The organism is Sphingomonas sp. PP-F2F-G114-C0414, from assembly GCF_003688595.1.
In the GTDB taxonomy this organism is placed as follows: Bacteria; Pseudomonadota; Alphaproteobacteria; order Sphingomonadales; family Sphingomonadaceae; genus Sphingomonas.
In genome coordinates this window covers 150341-168420 of sequence record NZ_RCWT01000015.1, presented here as the reverse complement: position 1 = coordinate 168420, position 18080 = coordinate 150341, and the positions used below count along the sequence as shown (strand labels likewise).

Here is an 18080-nt window from a genome sequence, read left to right as displayed (position 1 = left end):
CTTCAGAAGCCGTTGAGGCCGTCCGCTGCGGTGACACCCCTCTAGGGCCACCCCCCCACCCCGTCAAACACTATTTTACAGTTTTTGGTCGGTTTCCGGAAAAACGACGCCTGCACCCCCTGTGACGCTGGGCGGGGCCGTATCAGCCTCACCGGGGGTGCAACTTGGCCAACGCTATGCCTGCAAGGTTCTGGGCTCGACCGATATGCCGGATGCGTAGGCGCTCGAACCCAATCGATAGCTCCATGAACCTGGCCCGGTGTGCTTCGAGTTCGGTCGAGCGACACCGCGCCGTTCGATTGGCTTGGGTAACGACCAGCGTGGAATCGCCGAACAGCGTGATATCGCGGTCTCCGTTTCGTGCTGCGATCTCCAATGCATGGATGGCAGCCAGCCATTCGGCGTCGCTGTTACTGCCGTTACCGAGATCGTGCCGGTAGTGCGCTACCCCCTTCCGGACTACGGCGCATTCGATTGGGCCAGGGTTTGGCCGGCAACCGCCGTCGAAGAACAGCTTGATCGACCGCCCATATGTCATCAGGCCTTGGCTCGCATTTTTGCTGCCACCTCGTCTGACGCACGTCGCTTCCGGTGCGCCAGTGCTGCGCTAGCGGCGATCAGACAAAGACCCGCGAACGGTGAGCCGCGACGGATCGACCTCAGACCTCCGAGCGCCAGAAGCGATGCTGGTAACCCTGCCTGCATGCCGCTGAGATGGGCGGCGGCCAAGACCCCTACCCTGTCCGGTTCCTCGGGCTGAACAACTGGCTTCGGGTCGATGTCTGTCGCAACCGTATCCGCGACGGTCGCACCGCGCGTTCCCATCGGCGTAGCCCCTCCGGTCGTCGTGTCGCTCGTCGTTTGGTGCTCCAGTTCCGAATTCAGTTCTGCGCCGAGCAGGAAAACATAGGCCGAGAGCCACAGCCATGTGAGGAGCACGATGACCGCGCTCAGTGAGCCATAGGTCGCGCCGTAATTTCCAAAGCGCGAGACATAGACGCCGAACCCGATCGTCGCGCCCAGCCATATAACCGTTGCAGCCAGAGATCCGGGCGTCAGCCACGCCCACTTGGCTTTGTGACGATTGGGGCCGAACCGATACAAGCACGCCGCCGCCGTAACGCCTAGCGAAGCGAGCACGCCGTAACTGACGAGGCGGATCGCCAGCAGCAGGATTTCCGGCGCGCCAGGTATCAGGCTGTCGAGTAGCGCAAACGCCGCGGTCGACAGGGCGGCAACCAATGCCAGCATCACCGCCCCGCCAGTGATCGCGAAGGCCAGCAGGTTCAATACGATGAACCCCCGCGTTTCCTTCTCTTCATAGGCGATGTTGAGCGCGGTGACGATCGACGAGGCACCCTTGGTGCCGCCGTACAAGGCAATCCCCAGCGCGATGACGAGGCCGAAGCCCTTCTTGCCTTCAGACGTGCCGACGACGGTCGCCAGCTGATCGCCGATCACGCGGGCCGCATCATCGGGGAGGACGTTGAAAAGAGCACGGATGTTGGCGACGACGGTCGCGGTATCGGCAACCAAGCCATAGATCAGGACGACCGACGCCAGCAACGGAACGATCGCCGCGAACCCGTAGAACGCGGTCCCCGCGGCGATGAGCCCGATATTATCGTCCGCTGCCTCGGCCCAGGTCCGTTTCAGGACCTTCCACCATTCGCCTGCCGACATGGACCAAGGGCTAGTGGCAGTGTTCGGCAAAGCGGTCATATCGGCCAGAGTCTTGGTCCTCGGAAAACAGTCGTGTCGCGAGGATTGCCCCGCATCAGCCCAACGCCGCGGGTCGCGAAACGTGCCGCATGTTCGTACGCAATCCTCGTCTAGAGCTCGCGAAGCGCGCGTGCGGGGCGCGCGCCGAGAATTGGCCACGCGCCAATCAGTCCGATCGCCATCGTCAGCCCGGCGCCCCCGACCAGCGTCGCGAAGACCACTGCGTAGTCCGGAAGCCATTCGAACGTGAACAGCTGGGTCACGACATACCACGCGCCGCCGAGCCCCAGCAGCAAGGCAAGCAGCGACAGCACGATGCTCAAAAACGCGTATTCAAGCGCCTGAACCGCGAGCACCTGCAACCGCGTGGCGCCTAACGTTCGCAGGATCACGCCGTCGTAGGTGCGCGCCTCGCGTGCGGCCGCGATCGCACCGATCAGCACGGCGATACCGGCCAGGATCGCGACAGACGCCGCCGCGGTGATCGCCATCGCCATCTGCAAGACGATCGCGCGAACCTGTCCCAGCACACCGCGCACCTCGATCACCGAGACCGACGGGAAGCGGGGCAGCAGCGCACGCATCACCCTCGCCTCCTGCCCGGGCGCGAGATCGATCGTCGCCGCGAGATTGTGCGGAGCGTCCTCGATCGCGTTGGGCGAGAAGACCATCACGAAGTTGAAGCCAAGCGTATCCCAGCTGATCCGCCGGAACGATGCGATCGTCGCGGTTCGCTCTACCCCGAGCAACGTATAGCTGAGCGGATCGCCGATCTTCAGATCGAGCACCTTCGCCAGCCGCTCGTCGATCGAGACGAGCGGCGGCCCATCATAGCTTCTCGGCCACCAGCGGCCGGCAGTCAGTTCGCTCCCTTCAGGAAGGGTCTCGGAATAGGTCAGACCGCGCTCGCCGCGCAGTGCCCAGGCGCCCTCGGGCAACGTCTTCAGGTCGGCGACGCGCGTCGTGCCATAGCCGGTGATCGTGCCGCGCATCGCCGGCACCGTTCGGATCAGCGGGTGGGTGGCGACCGCTTCGACGACCCGGCGAAACTCGGCCTCGCGATCAGGCGGGACGTCGAGCGCGAACAACGCGGGCGCGCGCTGCGGCACGGTCCGCTCGATGTTCGCGTCGATGCTGGTGCGGATTCCGGCCAGCAGGACGAACAGCGTCAAGCCCAGACCGAGCGCGACGACCAACGTCCCGGTCCTCGCACCGGGGCGGTGCAGACCGGCGACCGCCAAGCGGAGTAACGGGCGCCGCGATCGAGGCAGCAGCGCTGCCCCGCGACGGATGCTCCATCCGAACAGCGCCAGGATCGCAAGTACGCCCGCCACCGCCGCGAGGAAGCCGGCGCTCAGACCGGGCTGTTCCGCGGTCAGCAGCGCAAGCGCGACGATCGCCGCACCGGCGCCGATCACCCAGGGCAGCGTCCGGCGGAGAGGTACACGACGCTCGCCGAGTAGCCCGCGCAGCAACCCGGCGGCTGGGATACGCCCCGCCTCGATCAAGGGCGGTGCGGTAAAGGCCAGCGCGATCAGCATGCCGTAGGCCGCAGCAAGCGCAAGCGGCGCAACCTGAACGGCGAACCGCGGCGCGACGGGCAGGACGTCGCCGGCAAGCCAGACGATCAGCGGCACGGTCAAGATACCCGCGACCAGCCCGGCGACGATCCCCATCGCCGCGACCACCGCGACTTGCAGGATATAGATCCGCGCGATGATCCCCGAGGTGGCGCCAAGCACCTTCAGCGCGGCGATGCTGCTGCGACGCGCGGTCAGGTAGGACGACACGCCGTTGCCGACGCCGATCCCGGCGATGACCAGCGCGGACAGGCCGACGAGCAGGAGGAACTGCCCCATGCGGTCGACGAAGCGTTCGGCGCCGGGTGCGGCGCGATCGCGCGTCTTGGTTTCCCATCCGGCGGTCGCGAACGCTGTCTTGAAGCGGTCGGTGGCGGTTTGCGGCGACGCGCCTTCGGGCAACCGGACGCGGTATTTGCTTTCGTACAGGCTGCCGGGCTGGACGAGGCCGGTCCGTGTGATCCCCCCGAGCGAGACGATCGCGACCGGACCGAGCGTAAAGCCCTCTCCCAGCCGGTCCGGCTCGCTCGTGACGATCCCACCGACGGTGAATTCTGCGGTGCCGAGCCTGACTCTGGCGCCAGGCGCTATCCCGAGGCGCTCCGCCAGCGCGGGCACGACGAGTACGGTCGTCGCGTCGAGCGGTCTTGCCGATCGGCCACCGCGCAAAGCCAGCGTGCCATAGAGTGGATAGGCGGTATCGACACCCTTGAGCTCGATCGGCACGCTGTTCGTACCGCGCACCGCCATCGCTTGCATCCGCACCGTCTCCGACACGGCACCAAGCCGCGCCATCGCCGCACGTTCGGCCGGCGTGGCGGCGCGCTGCGAGGCCGAGAATTCCACGTCACCGCCAAGGATCGCGCTTCCGCGGGAGGCGAGTTCGGTATCGATCGCCTGGGTCAGGCTGCCGATCGCGGCGAGCGCCCCGACGCCGAGGAACAGGCACGCGAGCAACAGCCGCAGCCCGCGAAACCGCAGGTCGAGTTCGCGTCGCGCAAGTCGCCACGCCAGCCGCCAGTCGTTCACCGCAAGTGGTCCGCGACGATACGCCCGTCGCCCATCTCGACGATCCGGTCGCAGCGCGCCGCGAGAGCGGGATCGTGCGTGATGACGATCAGCGTCGCGCCGGTCGCGGAACGGCGATCGAACAGCAGGTCCATGATCGACGCCCCGGTCGCGGTGTCGAGATTGCCGGTCGGTTCGTCGGCGAACACGATATCCGGACGTGGCCCGAGCGCGCGGGCGATCGCTACGCGCTGCTGCTCCCCGCCCGACAATTGGGTCGGGTAGTGGCCCATACGGTGTGACAGGCCGACGGCGGTCAGTTCGGCTTCCGCGCGCGCGAACGCGTCGGGCATGCCGGCCAGTTCCATCGGTACCGCGACGTTCTCCAGCGCGGTCATCGTCGGCAGGAGATGGAAGGCCTGGAGGACGATGCCGATCCGCCCGCGTCTCGCGCGCGACAACGCATCCTCGTCGAGCGCCCCGAAATCGAGCCCCGCGACCCGCACGCTGCCGCCGCTCGCCTGTTCGAGTCCGGACAGGATCGCCATCAGCGACGACTTGCCCGATCCCGACGGCCCGAGCAGCGCGATGCTGGTCCCGCGGGCGATATCGAGGTCGATGCCCTTCAAGATCGTCGTCGCCGCACTTGCTGCGCCGAGCGTCAGGGTGACATCGCGAATGGTGATCACCATGTCGTCTGCGGCATGATCGGGCACGGCGTCGTGCGCATTGTGAGTCATGGGTGGTTGGAGATCTTCAAATTGGAGCGAAATCGAAAAAGCAGGCGTCGGACACTGTATGGGGTCGGCGCGGTCCTTCTCCAAGTCGGGCTGCTCGCCGGATGCGATCGAAGCGACACGACACCCGCCCCCTCACCTCCCACCAATGCCGTCGCGCCAGCCGTCGCAACGCCAGCGCCGAAAGGTCCGCCGAAGTTGATCCTCGCCTTCGGGGACAGCCTGTACGCTGGGTACGGGCTCGATCGCGGACAGAGCCTGCCGGATGCGGTGCAGGCCCGGCTGCGGCGTGACGGGATCAATGCAACGATCGTCAACGCAGGCGTATCGGGGGATACGAGCGCGGCGGGGCGTCAGCGGTTCGCGTTCGCGCTCGACAACATGACGCGCAAACCCGATCTTGTGTTGATCGGGCTGGGCGGGAACGACGTGCTGCGCCAGATCTCGCCTGCCGAGACGCGGGCAAACATGACGGCGATGCTCGACGAAGCCAAGCGTCGCGGTATCCCGGTTATGCTCACCGGAATGATGGCGCCGCCCAATCTGGGCCCCGACTTCGCCAATCAGTTCAACACCATCTGGCCGGACTTGGCCAAGCGGTACGGTGTTACGCTCTATCCGTTCATTCTCGACGGGGTGATCGGAAATGCGCAGTTGATGCAGACCGATCATGTTCATCCCAATTCGGGCGGGGTCGCCAAGATCGCGGCAAAGGTCACGCCGGTGGTCGAGACTGCGCTCGGGAAGTCCAGTTAACCCTTACGTTTGAGTAGCGCCGTTCGCAGGCATTGGCAGACGATCTCTTCGCGCTGGTTGATCAGGCGGTGGGTGAAGGTGACGATGCCCGCCTCGGGACGCGACTTGCTCGGCTTAAGCTCTGTAACCTCCGTCTCGGCACGCATCGTGTCGCCGATGAAGACGGGTTTGGGGTGCACCAGCTTGTCGTAGCCGAGATTGGCGACGAGCGTGCCGAGCGTCGTCTCGCCGACCGACAGCCCGACCATCAGCGCGAAGGTGAAGGTGCCGTTGACCAGGATCTGCCCGAACTCGCTCGCCTTGGCGGCCTCGATATCGAGGTGGAGCGGCTGCGGGTTGTGGGTCATCGTCGAGAAAAGGAGGTTGTCCGTCTCGGTCACGGTGCGACGGATCTCGTGCTCGATCCGGTCGCCGATGCGCCAGTCGTCGAAATAACGGCCGGCCATCAGGAATCCTTCTCGATGCGGACGAGCATGGTGCCCTCGGTCACCTGCCCGCCCTCGATTGCGTTGAGGTCCGCGACGATGCCGTCGAACGGCGCGGTGAGGGAGTGCTCCATCTTCATCGCCTCCAGCGTGACGAGCTTCTGGCCCTTCGCGACGGTATCGCCCGCTGCGACGTCGACCGCGATGATGCGGCCCGGCATCGGTGACAGGATCGCACCGTCCGCTGCTCCGCCTGCGGCAACACCCGACGCACGCCAAGGCTTGAGCTGCCAAGTCTGGCCCGCTTCGGAGATCAGGACGTCTTCGAACGCCGACGTCGTTCCGGCCTGCCCGTCGAGATCGACCTCGACCGGTTCGCCGTCCAGCAGGAACGTCGCGCTCCGGCGGGGGGCGGCATTTAGGCGGAAGCCCGCGATCGGATCGGCGGATACCAGCGCGCCGGCAGCCTCGGATAATGCTTCCTCAGTCGGATGCGTCGGCGGCATGAGCGCGTCGCCTTCGCGGGCGATCAGACCGGTGTCGAGCGTGCCCGCCACGAAGTCGGGATGGTCGAGCGCCTCGACGAGGAACCCTGCGTTGGAGCGGACCGGCCAGACGACCGCGCCGTCGAGCGCATACGCCAAGGCTTCGCGGGCGGTCTCGCGGTCTTCGCCCCAGGCGATGACCTTGGCAATCATCGGGTCGTAGAAGGGCGAGATTTCCGCGCCCTGCTCTACCCCGGTATCGACGCGAGCGGTGGTGCCGAGGTCGAAGCGTTCGAGCGTTCCGATCGACGGCAGGAAGCCCTTGCCGGGATCTTCGGCATAAAGTCGCGCTTCCATTGCCCAGCCGTCGATCGCCAGTTCGTCCTGACGCTTGGGCAAGGGCTCGCCGGATGCGACGCGGAGTTGCCATTCGACCAAGTCCTGGCCGGTGATCTCTTCGGTGACCGGGTGCTCGACCTGGAGCCGCGTGTTCATTTCCATGAACCAGATGCGGTCGGCGCGGAGGCCTTCGCTGGCGTCGGCGATGAACTCGATCGTGCCGGCGCCGATGTAATCGACCGCCTTGGCGGCCTTGACCGCAGCAGCGCAGATCGCTTCGCGGGTGGCGGCGTCCATGCCCGGTGCGGGGGCTTCCTCGATCACCTTCTGGTGGCGGCGCTGGAGCGAGCAGTCGCGTTCGAACAAGTGGACGACGTTGCCGTGGCTGTCGCCGAAAACCTGCACCTCGATGTGGCGCGGCGAGAGGATGTATTTCTCGATCAGCACGTCGGTGTTGCCGAACGACGAGGCCGCCTCGCGCTGGCACGAGACGAGCGCATCGGCGAACTCGACGGCCGTATCGACGCGGCGCATGCCCTTACCGCCGCCGCCGGCGACCGCCTTGATGAGGACGGGGTAGCCGATCGCGTCCGCCTCGTCCTTGAGGCGTTTGGGGGATTGGTCCTCGCCGAGATAGCCGGGCGTGACGGGGACGCCGGCGGCGATCATGCGCTGTTTGGCGGCATCCTTCAGGCCCATCGCGCGGATGCTGTCGGGATTGGGACCGACCCAGATCAGGCCGGCGTCGAGCACGGCTTGGGCGAAGTCGGCGTTCTCCGAGAGGAAACCGTAGCCGGGGTGGATCGCCTCGGCGCCGGTCTGCTTCGCGGCGGCGATGATGCGGTCGCCGACGAGGTAGCTTTCGCGCGCCGGGGAGGCGCCGATGTGCACGGCTTCGTCGGCCTGGCGGACGTGGAGCGCGTTCGCGTCGGCGTCCGAATAGACCGCAATCGTGCGGATACCGAGCGCCCTTGCGGTGCGGATGATGCGGCAGGCGATCTCGCCGCGGTTGGCGATCAGGAGCGATTCGATCATCGGTTCAGCCGAGTGAAGTATAGAAAGTGTAGACGCCCACGCGATGTGCACTTCGCGTTCGAAACGGCGTCGCAAGCTTGCATATCGACGGTCTGGATCGGCTGTTTCAGCATGGCGATCCCGGCATAAGCCGATGCGGGCGATGTAGGACAGAGCATCTCAGTTCGCGCAGCCGGTGGTCCGCGAGGACCAGGTGATGTTGGCAATCTTCCAGCGGCCAGCGTCGCGAACCATGTCGAAATGGTCGGTGCCGCAGTGCGCGACCTTGCCGTCGATCGTGAAGACATAGGGCGACCAGACCATCGCGATATCGCCGTCGATGTCGACCGCGGGATCGGTCAGCCGTTCGGCGTAGCGTTCAGGGCCGGGCTTGATCATGGCGGCGAACGCTGGCCAGGCCATGCGGCGGACGGTGCGCGTGCCGTCGGGCTTTTCCTCGGCGACGGTGGCGCCGCCGTCGGCGCGGACCTGGGCGAGGATCGCCTGCCCGTCGCGGGCGGCGAGCGCGGCGAAGAGCGCGTCGATCGGGACCATCACGCCCGCCTCTTCGGTCATTGCCGCGGGCGGCAGGCCGGTGCCCTTGACGATCGGCTGGACCGGGGTAATTTGTCCGGCGGCGAGAAGAAGTGACAGCAGGATCATCGGGTTACATCCGGAACACGCCGAACGCGGGGCGTTCGGGGATGGGAGCGTTGAGCGTCGCGGCGAAGGCCAAGCCGAGCACGTCCCGCGTTTGGGCGGGATCGATGATGCCGTCGTCCCAGAGGCGCGCGGTGGCGTACCAAGGGTTGCCCTCGTCCTCGTATTTCTGGCGGACGGGCGCCTTGAAGGCTTCGGCCTGTTCGGGCGTCCAGCTGTCCGCGTCGCGGTGGACGGTGGCGAGGACGGAGGCTGCCTGCTCGCCGCCCATCACGCTGATCCGGCTGTTGGGCCAGGTGAACAGGAAGCGGGGCGAATAGGCGCGGCCGCACATGCCGTAATTGCCCGCGCCGAAGCTGCCGCCGATCAATACCGTGATCTTCGGGACGGTCGCGGTGGCAACAGCGGTAACGAGCTTGGCGCCGTGTTTCGCGATGCCCTCCGCCTCGTACTTGCCGCCGACCATGAAGCCGGAGATGTTCTGGAGGAACAGCAACGGGATTCTGCGCTGGCAGGCGAGTTCGATGAAGTGCGCGCCCTTCTGAGCGCTTTCGCTGAACAGCACGCCGTTGTTGGCGAGGATCGCGACCGGGATGCCCCAGATATGCGCGAACCCGCAGACGAGCGAGGTGCCGTAGAGCGCCTTGAATTCGTGGAACTCGCTGCCGTCGACGAGGCGCGCGACGACCTCGTGGACGTCGTAGGGCGCGCGGACGTCGCTGGGGACGATGCCGTACAACTCTTCGGGGGCAAACTTCGGCGGCTTGGGCTGCTGGAGGTTCACCGTGGTCTGCGCCTGCGGTTGCAGCGTCGAGACGATGTCGCGGACGATCGTCAGCGCGTGTTCGTCGTTCTCGGCGACGTGATCGACCACGCCCGAGCGGCGGCCATGCGTGTCGGCACCACCCAGTTCCTCCGCCGAGATGACCTCGCCGGTCGCGGCCTTTACGAGGGGTGGGCCGGCGAGGAAGATCGTCCCCTGCCCGCGGACGATGATCGTCTCGTCGGACATCGCGGGCACGTACGCGCCGCCCGCGGTGCAGCTGCCCATGACGCAGGCGATCTGAGGGATGCCGAGCGCGGACATGTTGGCTTGGTTGAAGAAGATGCGACCGAAATGATCGCGGTCGGGGAAGACCTCCGCCTGATGCGGCAGGTTCGCGCCGCCGCTGTCGACGAGGTAGACGCAGGGCAGCCGGTTTTCCCGCGCGATTTCCTGGGCTCGCAGGTGTTTCTTGACGGTCAGCGGGAAGTAAGTGCCGCCCTTCACGGTCGCGTCGTTGCACAGGATCATGCACTGGCGACCGGAAACGCGGCCGATTCCGGTGATCACGCCGGCGCCGGGGACTTCGTCGTCGTAGAGGCCGTTGGCGACGAGCTGGCCGATCTCGAGGAACGGCGAACCGGGGTCGAGCAGGCGTTCGACGCGGTCGCGTGGGAGGAGCTTGCCGCGCGACGTGTGGCGCTCGCGGGACTTGGCGTTGCCGCCTAGCGCGGTGCGGGCAACGTCATCGCGGAGGGTTTCGGCGAGCGCGCGGTTATGGGTCGCGTTGGCGCGGAAGGTTTCGCTGTCGGGGGACAGCGCGGAGGTCAGGACGGGCGCGGTCATGCAAATCCTCCCCGGCACGGGGAGGGGGACCGTTCGTCCGCTTGGACGAAGGGTGGAGGGGGGCTTCCGCCGGCGTTGCGTGCGGGGTGAGCCCCTTCCACCGCTACGCGGTCCCCCTCCCCGTGCCGGGGAGGATTTGCGGTGGCCATTACTGTGCCACCTTGGGAGCAGCGCCGATCAGTTCTCTGCCGATCAGCATCCGGCGAATCTCGTTCGTCCCCGCGCCGATGTCGAGCAACTTCGCGTCGCGCATGAACCGCTCGACCGGCCAGTCCTTGGTATACCCTGCCCCGCCGAGCGCCTGGATCGACTCGAGCGACACCTTCACCGCGCTCTCGCTCGCCAGCAGGATCGCGCCCGCCGCGTCGAACCGGGTCGTCTTGCCCGCATCGCACGACTTGGCGACCGCATAGACATACGCACGTGCCGAGCTGAGCGCGACGTACATGTCGGCGACCTTTGCCTGGATCAGCTGGAACTGGCCGATCGGCGTCCCGAACTGCTTCCGCTCGCGCACATACGGTATCACGACGTCGAGGCACGCCTGCATGATGCCGAGCTGGATTCCTGCCAACACCGCGCGCTCATAGTCGAGGCCCGACATCAAGACGCCGACGCCGCCATTCTCGGGGCCCATGACGTTCTCGGCCGGGACCACGCAATCGCTGAACACGAGTTCCGCCGTTGGCGACCCGCGCATACCCATCTTGTCGATCTTCTGACCGATCGAGAAGCCCGGCATGCCCTTCTCGATCAGGAACGCGGTGATCCCGCGCGAGCCTTCGCCGGTCTTCGCATAGACTACGAGCGTATCGGCGTAAGTCGCGTTGGTGATCCAGAATTTCGTGCCGTTGAGGACGTACCCCGCGTCGGTCTTGACCGCCTTGAGCTTCATCGAGACAACGTCGGAGCCCGCGCCGGCCTCGGACATGGCGAGGCTGCCGACATGCTCGCCCGACACGAGCTTGGGCAGGTACTTGGCCTTCTGCTCGGGATTGCCCCAGCGGCGGATCTGGTTGACGCACAGGTTCGAATGCGCGCCGTAGCTGAGCCCGATCGAGGCGGACGCGCGCGAGACTTCCTCGACCGCGACGACGTGTTCGAGATAGCCCAGGCCGAGCCCGCCATATTCCTCCTCGACGGTAATGCCGTGGAGACCGAGTTCGCCCATCGCCGGCCAGAGTTCGCGCGGGAACCAGTCGTCGGCATCGATCTTCGCCGCCAGTGGCGCGATCTTGTCCGCGGCGAACCGCTGCGTGGACTCGCGGATCATGTCCGCAGATTCGCCCAGCGCGAAATCGAAATCGTTCAGCATGCCATCTCCGTGTCGCCTCGCTTGCCGAGGCTGTTGCGCGGCGACTAGCACAGCGTTTCCTCGCGCGAAACCGGCGGTGAAACGGTCATCCCCCCTTCCCGCTGGGCGATGTTCGTGCGAACGATATTTCCTCATGGGGCGTGGACGTAAGGCACGAAGATGCAATTGAGCGGTTTGATCGCGCGGCTGGGTCGACATCTCGACCTGACCGAGGCGGAGCGGGACGCGATCCTGCAGGCGGAAAAGGGCGAGCGACGCCTGAAAGCGGGCGACGTGCTGATGGCGGAGGGTGGTGAAAGCCATGCGCTTTACGTCGTGCGTCAGGGCTGGCTGCATTCGTCGACCAAGCTGATCACCGGCGGACGGCAGATCCTGCGGTTCCATTATGCGGGCGACCTGATCGGGACATCGAGCATGGCGTGGTCGCAGGCGGCGGCGACGCTGACCGCGATCTCCGACTGTATCGTGATCGAGATGCCGAAGAATGCCCTTGGCCAGCTGTTCCGCGCGCAACCGCGGATCGCCGGGCTGCTCTACGCGATCGCCGCCGCCGAGAACGTCGCGATGAGCGACCGGCTGACGACGATCGGCCGCATGGGGGCGAGCGAGCGGCTGTCGACGTTGCTGCTCGATATCATGGCGCGACTGCGGGTGACCGCGGGCGGGATCGTCGACTCGTTCGACCTGCCGTTGACGCAAACCGATATCGGCGATGCGCTCGGGCTGACCAAGGTCCACGTCAACCGGACGATCCGCGCGTTGGAGAAGTCCGGCGTGATCGAGCGGACCGGGCGCCGGGTCAAGATCGTCGACGAGAAAGCGCTCGTCGCGGCGACCGGGTTCGTCGACCGCTATGGCGAGATCGAGACGGCGTGGTTGCCCGCCGCCGCGTGAAATTCAGGTGCGATCGACCACGAACAACGTGACGCGGTCGTACTTGATGTCGCCGGGATTGAAGATCGCGTCCGGAACGAACGGGCGATCGATGACCTCGATATCCTTCAACCCGGCCAGCTTGAACGTGCCGAGCTTGATCTCCTTGGGCGGCTGGCCGTCGCGCTCGAGCGTGATCGCATCGACGAACACGTCGTCATGCTTGGTGTAGAGAATGTGCGGGGCGAGCGTGCAGACCATCCGGTTATACGTCGCGGTGATGCACTGGCGCAGCGCGATCGCCTGCAGCAGCAGGGCGTTCGCGTTGGCGGGCGAGGATGAGTCTGGCGTCGAGGTCATGTTGTGCATCGCAGCATAAGTTTGGGGGATCGGAGCCGTTAGGCCGAACGCGGCGCTCGCGACAAGGCCTAACTTACCGCAAGCGCCGGTTTAGCCCGCCGCTTCGATCTCGTCGGTGTGGACATCGAAGCCGACCAGACGCGCCGGGCCGAAGCTGGTGGTGAGCGCGGTATCGGTGGCGTCCCTGCCCCGCGCCATCAGGATGCGGCCGATCCGCGGACGGTTGTGGCGCGCGTCGAGCGTGTGCCAGGTGCCACCGAGATACACGTCGAACCACGCGGAGAAATCCATCGGTGCATCGACCGGCGGGATACCGATATCGCCGAGATAGCCAGTGCAATAGCGGGCGGGGATGTTCATGCAGCGGCACAGCGTGATCGCTAGGTGCGCGAAGTCGCGGCACACGCCCTGACGCTCCTGATAGACGTCCCACGCGGTCTTGGTCGGGCGGGCGAAGTGATAGCCGAACTCGACATGCTCGTGCGCGAAGTCGACGATCGCCTGGACCCGTTGCCAGCCCGCCGGAACGTGGCCGAACAGCGACCACGCGGTCTCAGACAGCCGGTCGGTCTCGCAATAGCGGCTGCCGAGCAGGTAGATGAGGACCTCGTCGGGCAGATCCTCGACCGCGTGCTGGACCGCGTCGGGGGAGACGGGGTCCGGCAGGCCGCTATCCTCGATCGTGAAGTCGCACGACAGCGTCAAGCCGCCCTTGGGGACGGTGAAGCGCGAGCAGACGTTGCCGAACGCATCGAGATAATCATAGGTTGGCACGTCAGGATCGGCCGCGAGCCGGTGCGGCGTCACCAGATCCTTGTTGCGCGACGGATGCAGGCTCAGCATCGCCATCATCGGCGTCGCCACATCGGTCTCGAAACGAATGTCGTAGCCGGCCCTGATCAGCATCGATGTCCCCCTTGGATGCCCTGGTGTCATGCGGATTGCGATGATGGATGCTGGTGACGCGCGACCTCCGCGTCCTCGTCGACGGTGATGTCGACCGACACGCTCATGTCGAGGAAGCTGCCGGGAAAGCCGCTCCAGGTCCCCGAGACCGGCACCGCCTGATAGATGTCGCGCGCAATCGCGACGCGGACGAGGCCGCGATTGCCGACGATGCCGTTGGTCGGATCGAACTCGACCCAGCCCGAGCCGGGCAGGTACACGCGCACCCAGGCATGCGTGTTGCCGCCGCCGGTGCGATGCTCCCGACGTGTAGGGTTGTAGACATAGCCCGACACGAACCGCGCCGCGAAACCGAGCGCGCGGACCGCCTCGATCATCAGCATCGCATAGTCGCGACACGTGCCCTTGCGCGTGGTGAGCGTCTCGATCGGCGACTGCGTGCCCTTCTCGGGGCGCTGGACATAGGTGAATTCGCGTTTGATCGCGGCAGTCATTTCCGACAGCATCGCCAGCGTATCGGTCTTCCCGCCGGTGCCGACGAAACGCCGCGCCCAGCTGTCGATCTGGCGTTGCGGGTCATGATGCTGGCGCTCGATCGAGCGCAGCAAATCGGGCATTTCCTCGGACGAATAGGTAAACGGATACTGCCGGGCATAGCGTTCGATATCGACCCGCTGCAGCTCCGCCGGGCTGTGGTCGAGGCGAACCGTGCTGTCGATCACGAGGTTCTTCGCGCGCTTGGCGAAGGTGGCGATCGCGACCGAATTGCCGAACACGTCGTGCAGCCAGCGGATGTCGGAGGGCTCGGGGCTGATCGTCAGCGTGGCATCGATCAGGTGCTGGTCGTAGCTTTCGCGCGGTCGGACCATGATCCGGTGCTCACCGAACGCAACCGGTTGGCGATACGAGTATTTGGTTACATGAGAGAGCGTTAGAGATGGCATCGAGGATCCACGTCGCATGAACAGCACTGCCAGCCAAACGCTGCTTGGGACCGAAGATGCCGCACCGGTCATGGTGGTCAACCCCAAAGGTGCGTCATCGTTCCTGTTGATCGGCGATCACGCCGGAAATGCGGTGCCGAAGCGGTTGAACGCGCTGGGCCTGAACGATGTTGATCTGGCGCGGCATATCGGCTGGGATATCGGCATCGGCGAACTGGGCGCGATGTTGGCGGAAAAGCTCGACGCGGTGTTCGTCCGCCAGACCTATTCGCGGCTGGTGATCGACTGCAACCGCAACGAGACCCAGCCCGACCTGATCGCGGACATCAGCGACGCGACGGTCGTTCCGGGCAATGCCGGCCTGCGCGACGCGGACCGGGCGGCTCGGCTGGCGGAGATCCATGCGCCGTATCAGGCGGCGATCGCGGCCGAGTTGGCGCGGCGCGATGCGGCGGGGATGCGGACCATCCTCGTGGCGCTCCACAGCTTCACGCCCGCGATGCGCGGTGCTTTGCGCGACCAGGAACGACCCTGGCAGATCGGTATCCTCCACGACGGTGGCGACACGGGGTTCGCACACGCGCTGCTCGATGTGTTGCGGACCGAGCCCGACCTGATCGTGGGCGACAACGAGCCGTACCGGATGGACCTGATCGACTACACCATCCCGCGCCACGCCTATCCGGCGCGACGGCCTTATGCGGAGATCGAGATCCGGCAGGACCTGCTCGGCTCGACCGACGGCTGCGCGGCATGGGCGGATCGGCTGGCGCGGTTGCTGCCGGTCGCGGCCGATGCGAGTGCGGGGACTCGACATCCTGCAGGTGTGACTGGCGTTCGCTGAACGAACCAGCGACGATCTAAAAAGGGGGGGAGGAACGCCCCCACCCCGTCATCCTGACGAAAGTCAGGACCCAGGGTCACGCGAGATCCAATGCTCAGTTCTGAATCCTGACATTCATCAGCATGACGTCAGGGCGAGCGCTATCCCACTTTCACGGCCGGTCCGTGTTGCATTGCGGTAACAGCCAGTCACCGATGTGCCCGCCTCACCCAATTCAAACTTGATATGATGTATCATATAGTTTTAATCGTCGGTTCATTCAGGGACGACACGGGGAAATTTAATGAAGACGATGCTGTTCGGCGCCACCGCCCTGGCCGCCCTCCTAGCCGCACAAGCGCATGCGCAGACGACCGCCGCGGATCCTGCGACGCCAGCCCCCGCCCCGGCATCGGTCGGATCGACCAACCAGCGCGACATCATCGTCACCGCGCCGATCCAGACCAGCGAGCGCGACGTGTTGCAGGGCACCACCGTCCTCACCGGCCAGGAACTCACGCGCCAGCTGCGCCCGTCGATCGGCGAGACGCTCGCGCGTCAGCCCGGCGTGTCGGCCTCTTCGTTCGGCCCGAGCGCCTCGCGGCCGATCCTGCGTGGCTTCCAGGGTGACCGGATCCGCGTACTGACCGACGGGATCGGCTCGATCGACGTCTCGAACACCTCGGTCGATCACGCGGTCATCATCGACCCGCTGCTCGCCGAGCGCATCGAGATCCTCCGCGGCCCCAGCGCGCTGCTGTACGGCACGTCGGCGGTCGGCGGCGTCGTCAACGTCATCGACACGCGCATCCCGCGCACCGTGCCCGAGAACGGCTACCGCGTGAACGGCATCGCCAATTACGGCTCGGCCGCCAACGAGCGCTCCGGCGGGATGGCCGGCGACGTCGCGGTCGGCTCGCATCTCGTGCTCCACGCCGATGGCTCGTACCTCAAGTCAGGCGACCTGCGCACCGGCGGCTACATCCTGTCGCGCGACGCGCGCGCGCAGGCGCAGGCGACGGCGGCCACCACACCCGTTGATCCGAACGACGCCGAGTCCATCGACTATGCCGCATCGGCGCGGTTGAAGGGCAAGCTGCCCAACACGCAGGCCGAAACCTGGACCGCGGGTGCTGGCGCCTCGATCATCACCGACACCGGCAATCTCGGCATCTCGTACAGCCATTACGACAGCCTGTACGGCGTGCCGATCCGCTACGCGACACAACCCGGCCAGGAACAGGAAGCCCCGCGGCTCGACGTCGTCCAGAACCGCGTCGACCTGCGCGGCGAGATCGATACCGGCGGTGACGTGCTGAGCAAGATCCGCATCCGCGCCGGTCAGGCGAGCTACCGTCATTTCGAGCTCGAGGAAGACAACTCCGTCGGCACCGCCTTCTACAACAAGGGCCTCGAAGGACGCCTCGAAGTCGTTCAGGCAAACCGCGGCGGCTGGCAGGGCGCGTCTGGCGTGCAGTTCTACAACCGCATCTTCAACGTGGTCGGCGACGAAGCCTTCCTGCCGAAGAACGAGACCAACCAGACCGGCCTCTTCACGCTGCAACAATATGAGGCCGGCAAGTTCCGCGCCGAGGGCGGCGTACGCTACGAGATCACCGATCTCGCTGCGCGCACGCCCGAGGACGATCTGCGCTTCTTCCGTGGCAGCCAGAGCTATCATTCGGTTTCGGGTTCGCTCGGTGCCTCCTACGCGCTGACCGACACCATCCGCGTCGGCCTGAACGGCTCGCGGACCGAGCGTGCGCCATCGGCCGAAGAGCTGTTCGCGAACGGCGCGCATGCCGGGACGCAGGCGTACGAACTGGGCAATCCGAACTTCCGGTTGGAGAAGTCGTGGGGCCTAGAAGGCACGCTGCACGCGCATGGCGACGGCTTCAGCTTCGACGCGTCGGCCTATTACAACTGGTTCTCGAACTATATCTCGGAGAACCAAGTGGCATCCTCGGTCTGCCAGACGGCGGCCGATCCGTCGGGCCGCGTCGTCGACCTGCCCTGCTTCCAATACCAGCAGGCCGATGCCCGCTATTACGGGTTCGAGGCGGACGCGTCGGTGAAGGTCGCGCAGATCGGCGGTTATGCGGTCAACGCCGACGTGCTGGGCGACTACGTCCACGCGAACATCGTCGACCAGGGCGCGGTCCCACGCATCCCGCCGATGCGCGTGCTGGGCGGTATCGAAGCGCAGGGCGACCGGATCAACGGCCGCGTCGAGGTCGAGCACGTGTTCGACCAGAACCGCATCGCCGCGTTCGAGACGAAGACCAACGCGTACACGATGGTCAACGCGTCGATCGGCCTCAGCCCGTTCGGCAAGGAGTCGAAGACGACCCTGTTGCTGAGCGCGAACAACCTGTTCGACGTGAACGCACGCCGCGCGACGAGCTTCCTCAAGGACTTCGCCCCGCTCGCCGGCCGCGATTTCCGCGCGACGCTCCGCTTCGGGCTCTAAGCGCGGTCAAGGGAGGTTGGCGTCACTCGCTCGATCCCAACCTCCCAGTCTCGC

16 protein-coding genes are annotated in these 18080 nt (G+C 66.0%); 4 read left to right on the top strand and 12 right to left on the bottom strand.

Going from position 1 to position 18080, the window contains the following annotated elements:
• Positions 1-148 precede the first annotated feature (148 nt).
• From C8J47_RS17760 to C8J47_RS17745, 4 genes are all read right to left on the bottom strand, one after another.
• Positions 149-538, bottom strand: coding sequence for a reverse transcriptase-like protein (locus C8J47_RS17760; RefSeq protein ID WP_121886785.1), 390 nt, complete (start codon positions 536-538; stop codon positions 149-151).
• Positions 538-1683: a YihY/virulence factor BrkB family protein gene (locus C8J47_RS17755; protein WP_259467631.1), complete on the bottom strand. Its 1146-nt coding sequence runs from the start codon at positions 1681-1683 to the stop codon at positions 538-540. Before C8J47_RS17755 ends, C8J47_RS17760 begins: the two co-directional genes overlap by 1 nt.
• Positions 1684-1832: 149 nt before the next feature.
• Positions 1833-4331, bottom strand: a complete 2499-nt coding sequence (locus tag C8J47_RS17750) for an ABC transporter permease (protein ID WP_220683398.1) — start codon at positions 4329-4331, stop codon at positions 1833-1835.
• Positions 4328-5050, bottom strand: a complete 723-nt coding sequence (locus C8J47_RS17745) for an ABC transporter ATP-binding protein (RefSeq protein ID WP_404969295.1) — start codon at positions 5048-5050, stop codon at positions 4328-4330. Before C8J47_RS17745 ends, C8J47_RS17750 begins: the two co-directional genes overlap by 4 nt.
• 195 nt (positions 5051-5245) lie before the next feature.
• On the opposite strand from C8J47_RS17745, the gene C8J47_RS17740 reads away from it, so the two are divergent.
• Positions 5246-5803, top strand: coding sequence for an arylesterase (locus C8J47_RS17740; protein ID WP_310886143.1), 558 nt, complete (start codon positions 5246-5248; stop codon positions 5801-5803).
• Here the strand turns inward: C8J47_RS17740 and C8J47_RS17735 are convergent.
• From C8J47_RS17735 to C8J47_RS17715, 5 genes are all read right to left on the bottom strand, one after another.
• Positions 5800-6249 carry a MaoC family dehydratase gene (locus C8J47_RS17735; protein ID WP_121886782.1) on the bottom strand — a complete coding sequence of 150 codons (450 nt, stop codon included), beginning with the start codon at positions 6247-6249 and terminating at the stop codon, positions 5800-5802. The genes C8J47_RS17740 and C8J47_RS17735 overlap by 4 nt on opposite strands.
• Complete coding sequence (locus C8J47_RS17730) at positions 6249-8087, bottom strand: acetyl/propionyl/methylcrotonyl-CoA carboxylase subunit alpha (RefSeq protein ID WP_121886781.1); 1839 nt, start codon at positions 8085-8087, stop codon at positions 6249-6251. Before C8J47_RS17730 ends, C8J47_RS17735 begins: the two co-directional genes overlap by 1 nt.
• Before the next feature lie 159 nt (positions 8088-8246).
• Positions 8247-8729: a DUF4440 domain-containing protein gene (locus C8J47_RS17725; RefSeq protein WP_121886780.1), complete on the bottom strand. Its 483-nt coding sequence runs from the start codon at positions 8727-8729 to the stop codon at positions 8247-8249.
• 4 nt (positions 8730-8733) lie between these two features.
• Positions 8734-10335: a carboxyl transferase domain-containing protein gene (locus C8J47_RS17720; RefSeq protein WP_121886779.1), complete on the bottom strand. Its 1602-nt coding sequence runs from the start codon at positions 10333-10335 to the stop codon at positions 8734-8736.
• 148 nt (positions 10336-10483) lie between these two features.
• Entirely contained in the window at positions 10484-11650 is a 1167-nt protein-coding gene (locus C8J47_RS17715) for an isovaleryl-CoA dehydrogenase (RefSeq protein WP_121886778.1), read from the bottom strand.
• A 165-nt stretch (positions 11651-11815) separates the two neighbouring features.
• On the opposite strand from C8J47_RS17715, the gene C8J47_RS17710 reads away from it, so the two are divergent.
• Positions 11816-12544: a Crp/Fnr family transcriptional regulator gene (locus C8J47_RS17710; RefSeq protein ID WP_162237258.1), complete on the top strand. Its 729-nt coding sequence runs from the start codon at positions 11816-11818 to the stop codon at positions 12542-12544.
• 3 nt (positions 12545-12547) lie between these two features.
• On the opposite strand, the gene C8J47_RS17705 is transcribed toward C8J47_RS17710, so the two are convergent.
• The 3 genes from C8J47_RS17705 to C8J47_RS17695 form a co-directional block, all read right to left on the bottom strand.
• Entirely contained in the window at positions 12548-12892 is a 345-nt protein-coding gene (locus C8J47_RS17705) for a hypothetical protein (protein ID WP_404969294.1), read from the bottom strand.
• Positions 12893-12973: 81 nt separating this feature from the next.
• Complete coding sequence (locus C8J47_RS17700; protein ID WP_121886777.1) at positions 12974-13789, bottom strand: transglutaminase family protein; 816 nt, start codon at positions 13787-13789, stop codon at positions 12974-12976.
• A gap of 26 nt (positions 13790-13815) precedes the next feature.
• Positions 13816-14733 carry a transglutaminase family protein gene (locus tag C8J47_RS17695; protein ID WP_121886776.1) on the bottom strand — a complete coding sequence of 306 codons (918 nt, stop codon included), beginning with the start codon at positions 14731-14733 and terminating at the stop codon, positions 13816-13818.
• Between the two features lie 16 nt (positions 14734-14749).
• On the opposite strand from C8J47_RS17695, the gene C8J47_RS17690 reads away from it, so the two are divergent.
• Positions 14750-15577: an N-formylglutamate amidohydrolase gene (locus C8J47_RS17690; RefSeq protein WP_121886775.1), complete on the top strand. Its 828-nt coding sequence runs from the start codon at positions 14750-14752 to the stop codon at positions 15575-15577.
• A gap of 283 nt (positions 15578-15860) precedes the next feature.
• Entirely contained in the window at positions 15861-18026 is a 2166-nt protein-coding gene (locus C8J47_RS17685) for a TonB-dependent receptor (RefSeq protein WP_121886774.1), read from the top strand.
• Positions 18027-18080 lie beyond the last annotated feature (54 nt).

What these genes read in the sequence shown, in the direction of transcription:
- C8J47_RS17730 (WP_121886781.1), bottom strand. Translation starts at nt 8,087, where the DNA reads ATGATCGAATCGCTCCTGATCGCCAACCGCGGCGAGATCGCCTGCCGC.
- C8J47_RS17715 (WP_121886778.1), bottom strand. Translation starts at nt 11,650, where the DNA reads ATGCTGAACGATTTCGATTTCGCGCTGGGCGAATCTGCGGACATGATC.
- C8J47_RS17690 (WP_121886775.1), top strand. Translation starts at nt 14,750, where the DNA reads ATGAACAGCACTGCCAGCCAAACGCTGCTTGGGACCGAAGATGCCGCA.
- C8J47_RS17735 (WP_121886782.1), bottom strand. Translation starts at nt 6,249, where the DNA reads ATGGCCGGCCGTTATTTCGACGACTGGCGCATCGGCGACCGGATCGAG.
- C8J47_RS17705 (WP_404969294.1), bottom strand. Translation starts at nt 12,892, where the DNA reads ATGCACAACATGACCTCGACGCCAGACTCATCCTCGCCCGCCAACGCG.
- C8J47_RS17685 (WP_121886774.1), top strand. Translation starts at nt 15,861, where the DNA reads ATGAAGACGATGCTGTTCGGCGCCACCGCCCTGGCCGCCCTCCTAGCC.
- C8J47_RS17760 (WP_121886785.1), bottom strand. Translation starts at nt 538, where the DNA reads ATGACATATGGGCGGTCGATCAAGCTGTTCTTCGACGGCGGTTGCCGG.
- C8J47_RS17725 (WP_121886780.1), bottom strand. Translation starts at nt 8,729, where the DNA reads ATGATCCTGCTGTCACTTCTTCTCGCCGCCGGACAAATTACCCCGGTC.
- C8J47_RS17755 (WP_259467631.1), bottom strand. Translation starts at nt 1,683, where the DNA reads ATGTCGGCAGGCGAATGGTGGAAGGTCCTGAAACGGACCTGGGCCGAG.
- C8J47_RS17745 (WP_404969295.1), bottom strand. Translation starts at nt 5,050, where the DNA reads ATGACTCACAATGCGCACGACGCCGTGCCCGATCATGCCGCAGACGAC.
- C8J47_RS17720 (WP_121886779.1), bottom strand. Translation starts at nt 10,335, where the DNA reads ATGACCGCGCCCGTCCTGACCTCCGCGCTGTCCCCCGACAGCGAAACC.
- C8J47_RS17700 (WP_121886777.1), bottom strand. Translation starts at nt 13,789, where the DNA reads ATGCTGATCAGGGCCGGCTACGACATTCGTTTCGAGACCGATGTGGCG.
- C8J47_RS17695 (WP_121886776.1), bottom strand. Translation starts at nt 14,733, where the DNA reads ATGCCATCTCTAACGCTCTCTCATGTAACCAAATACTCGTATCGCCAA.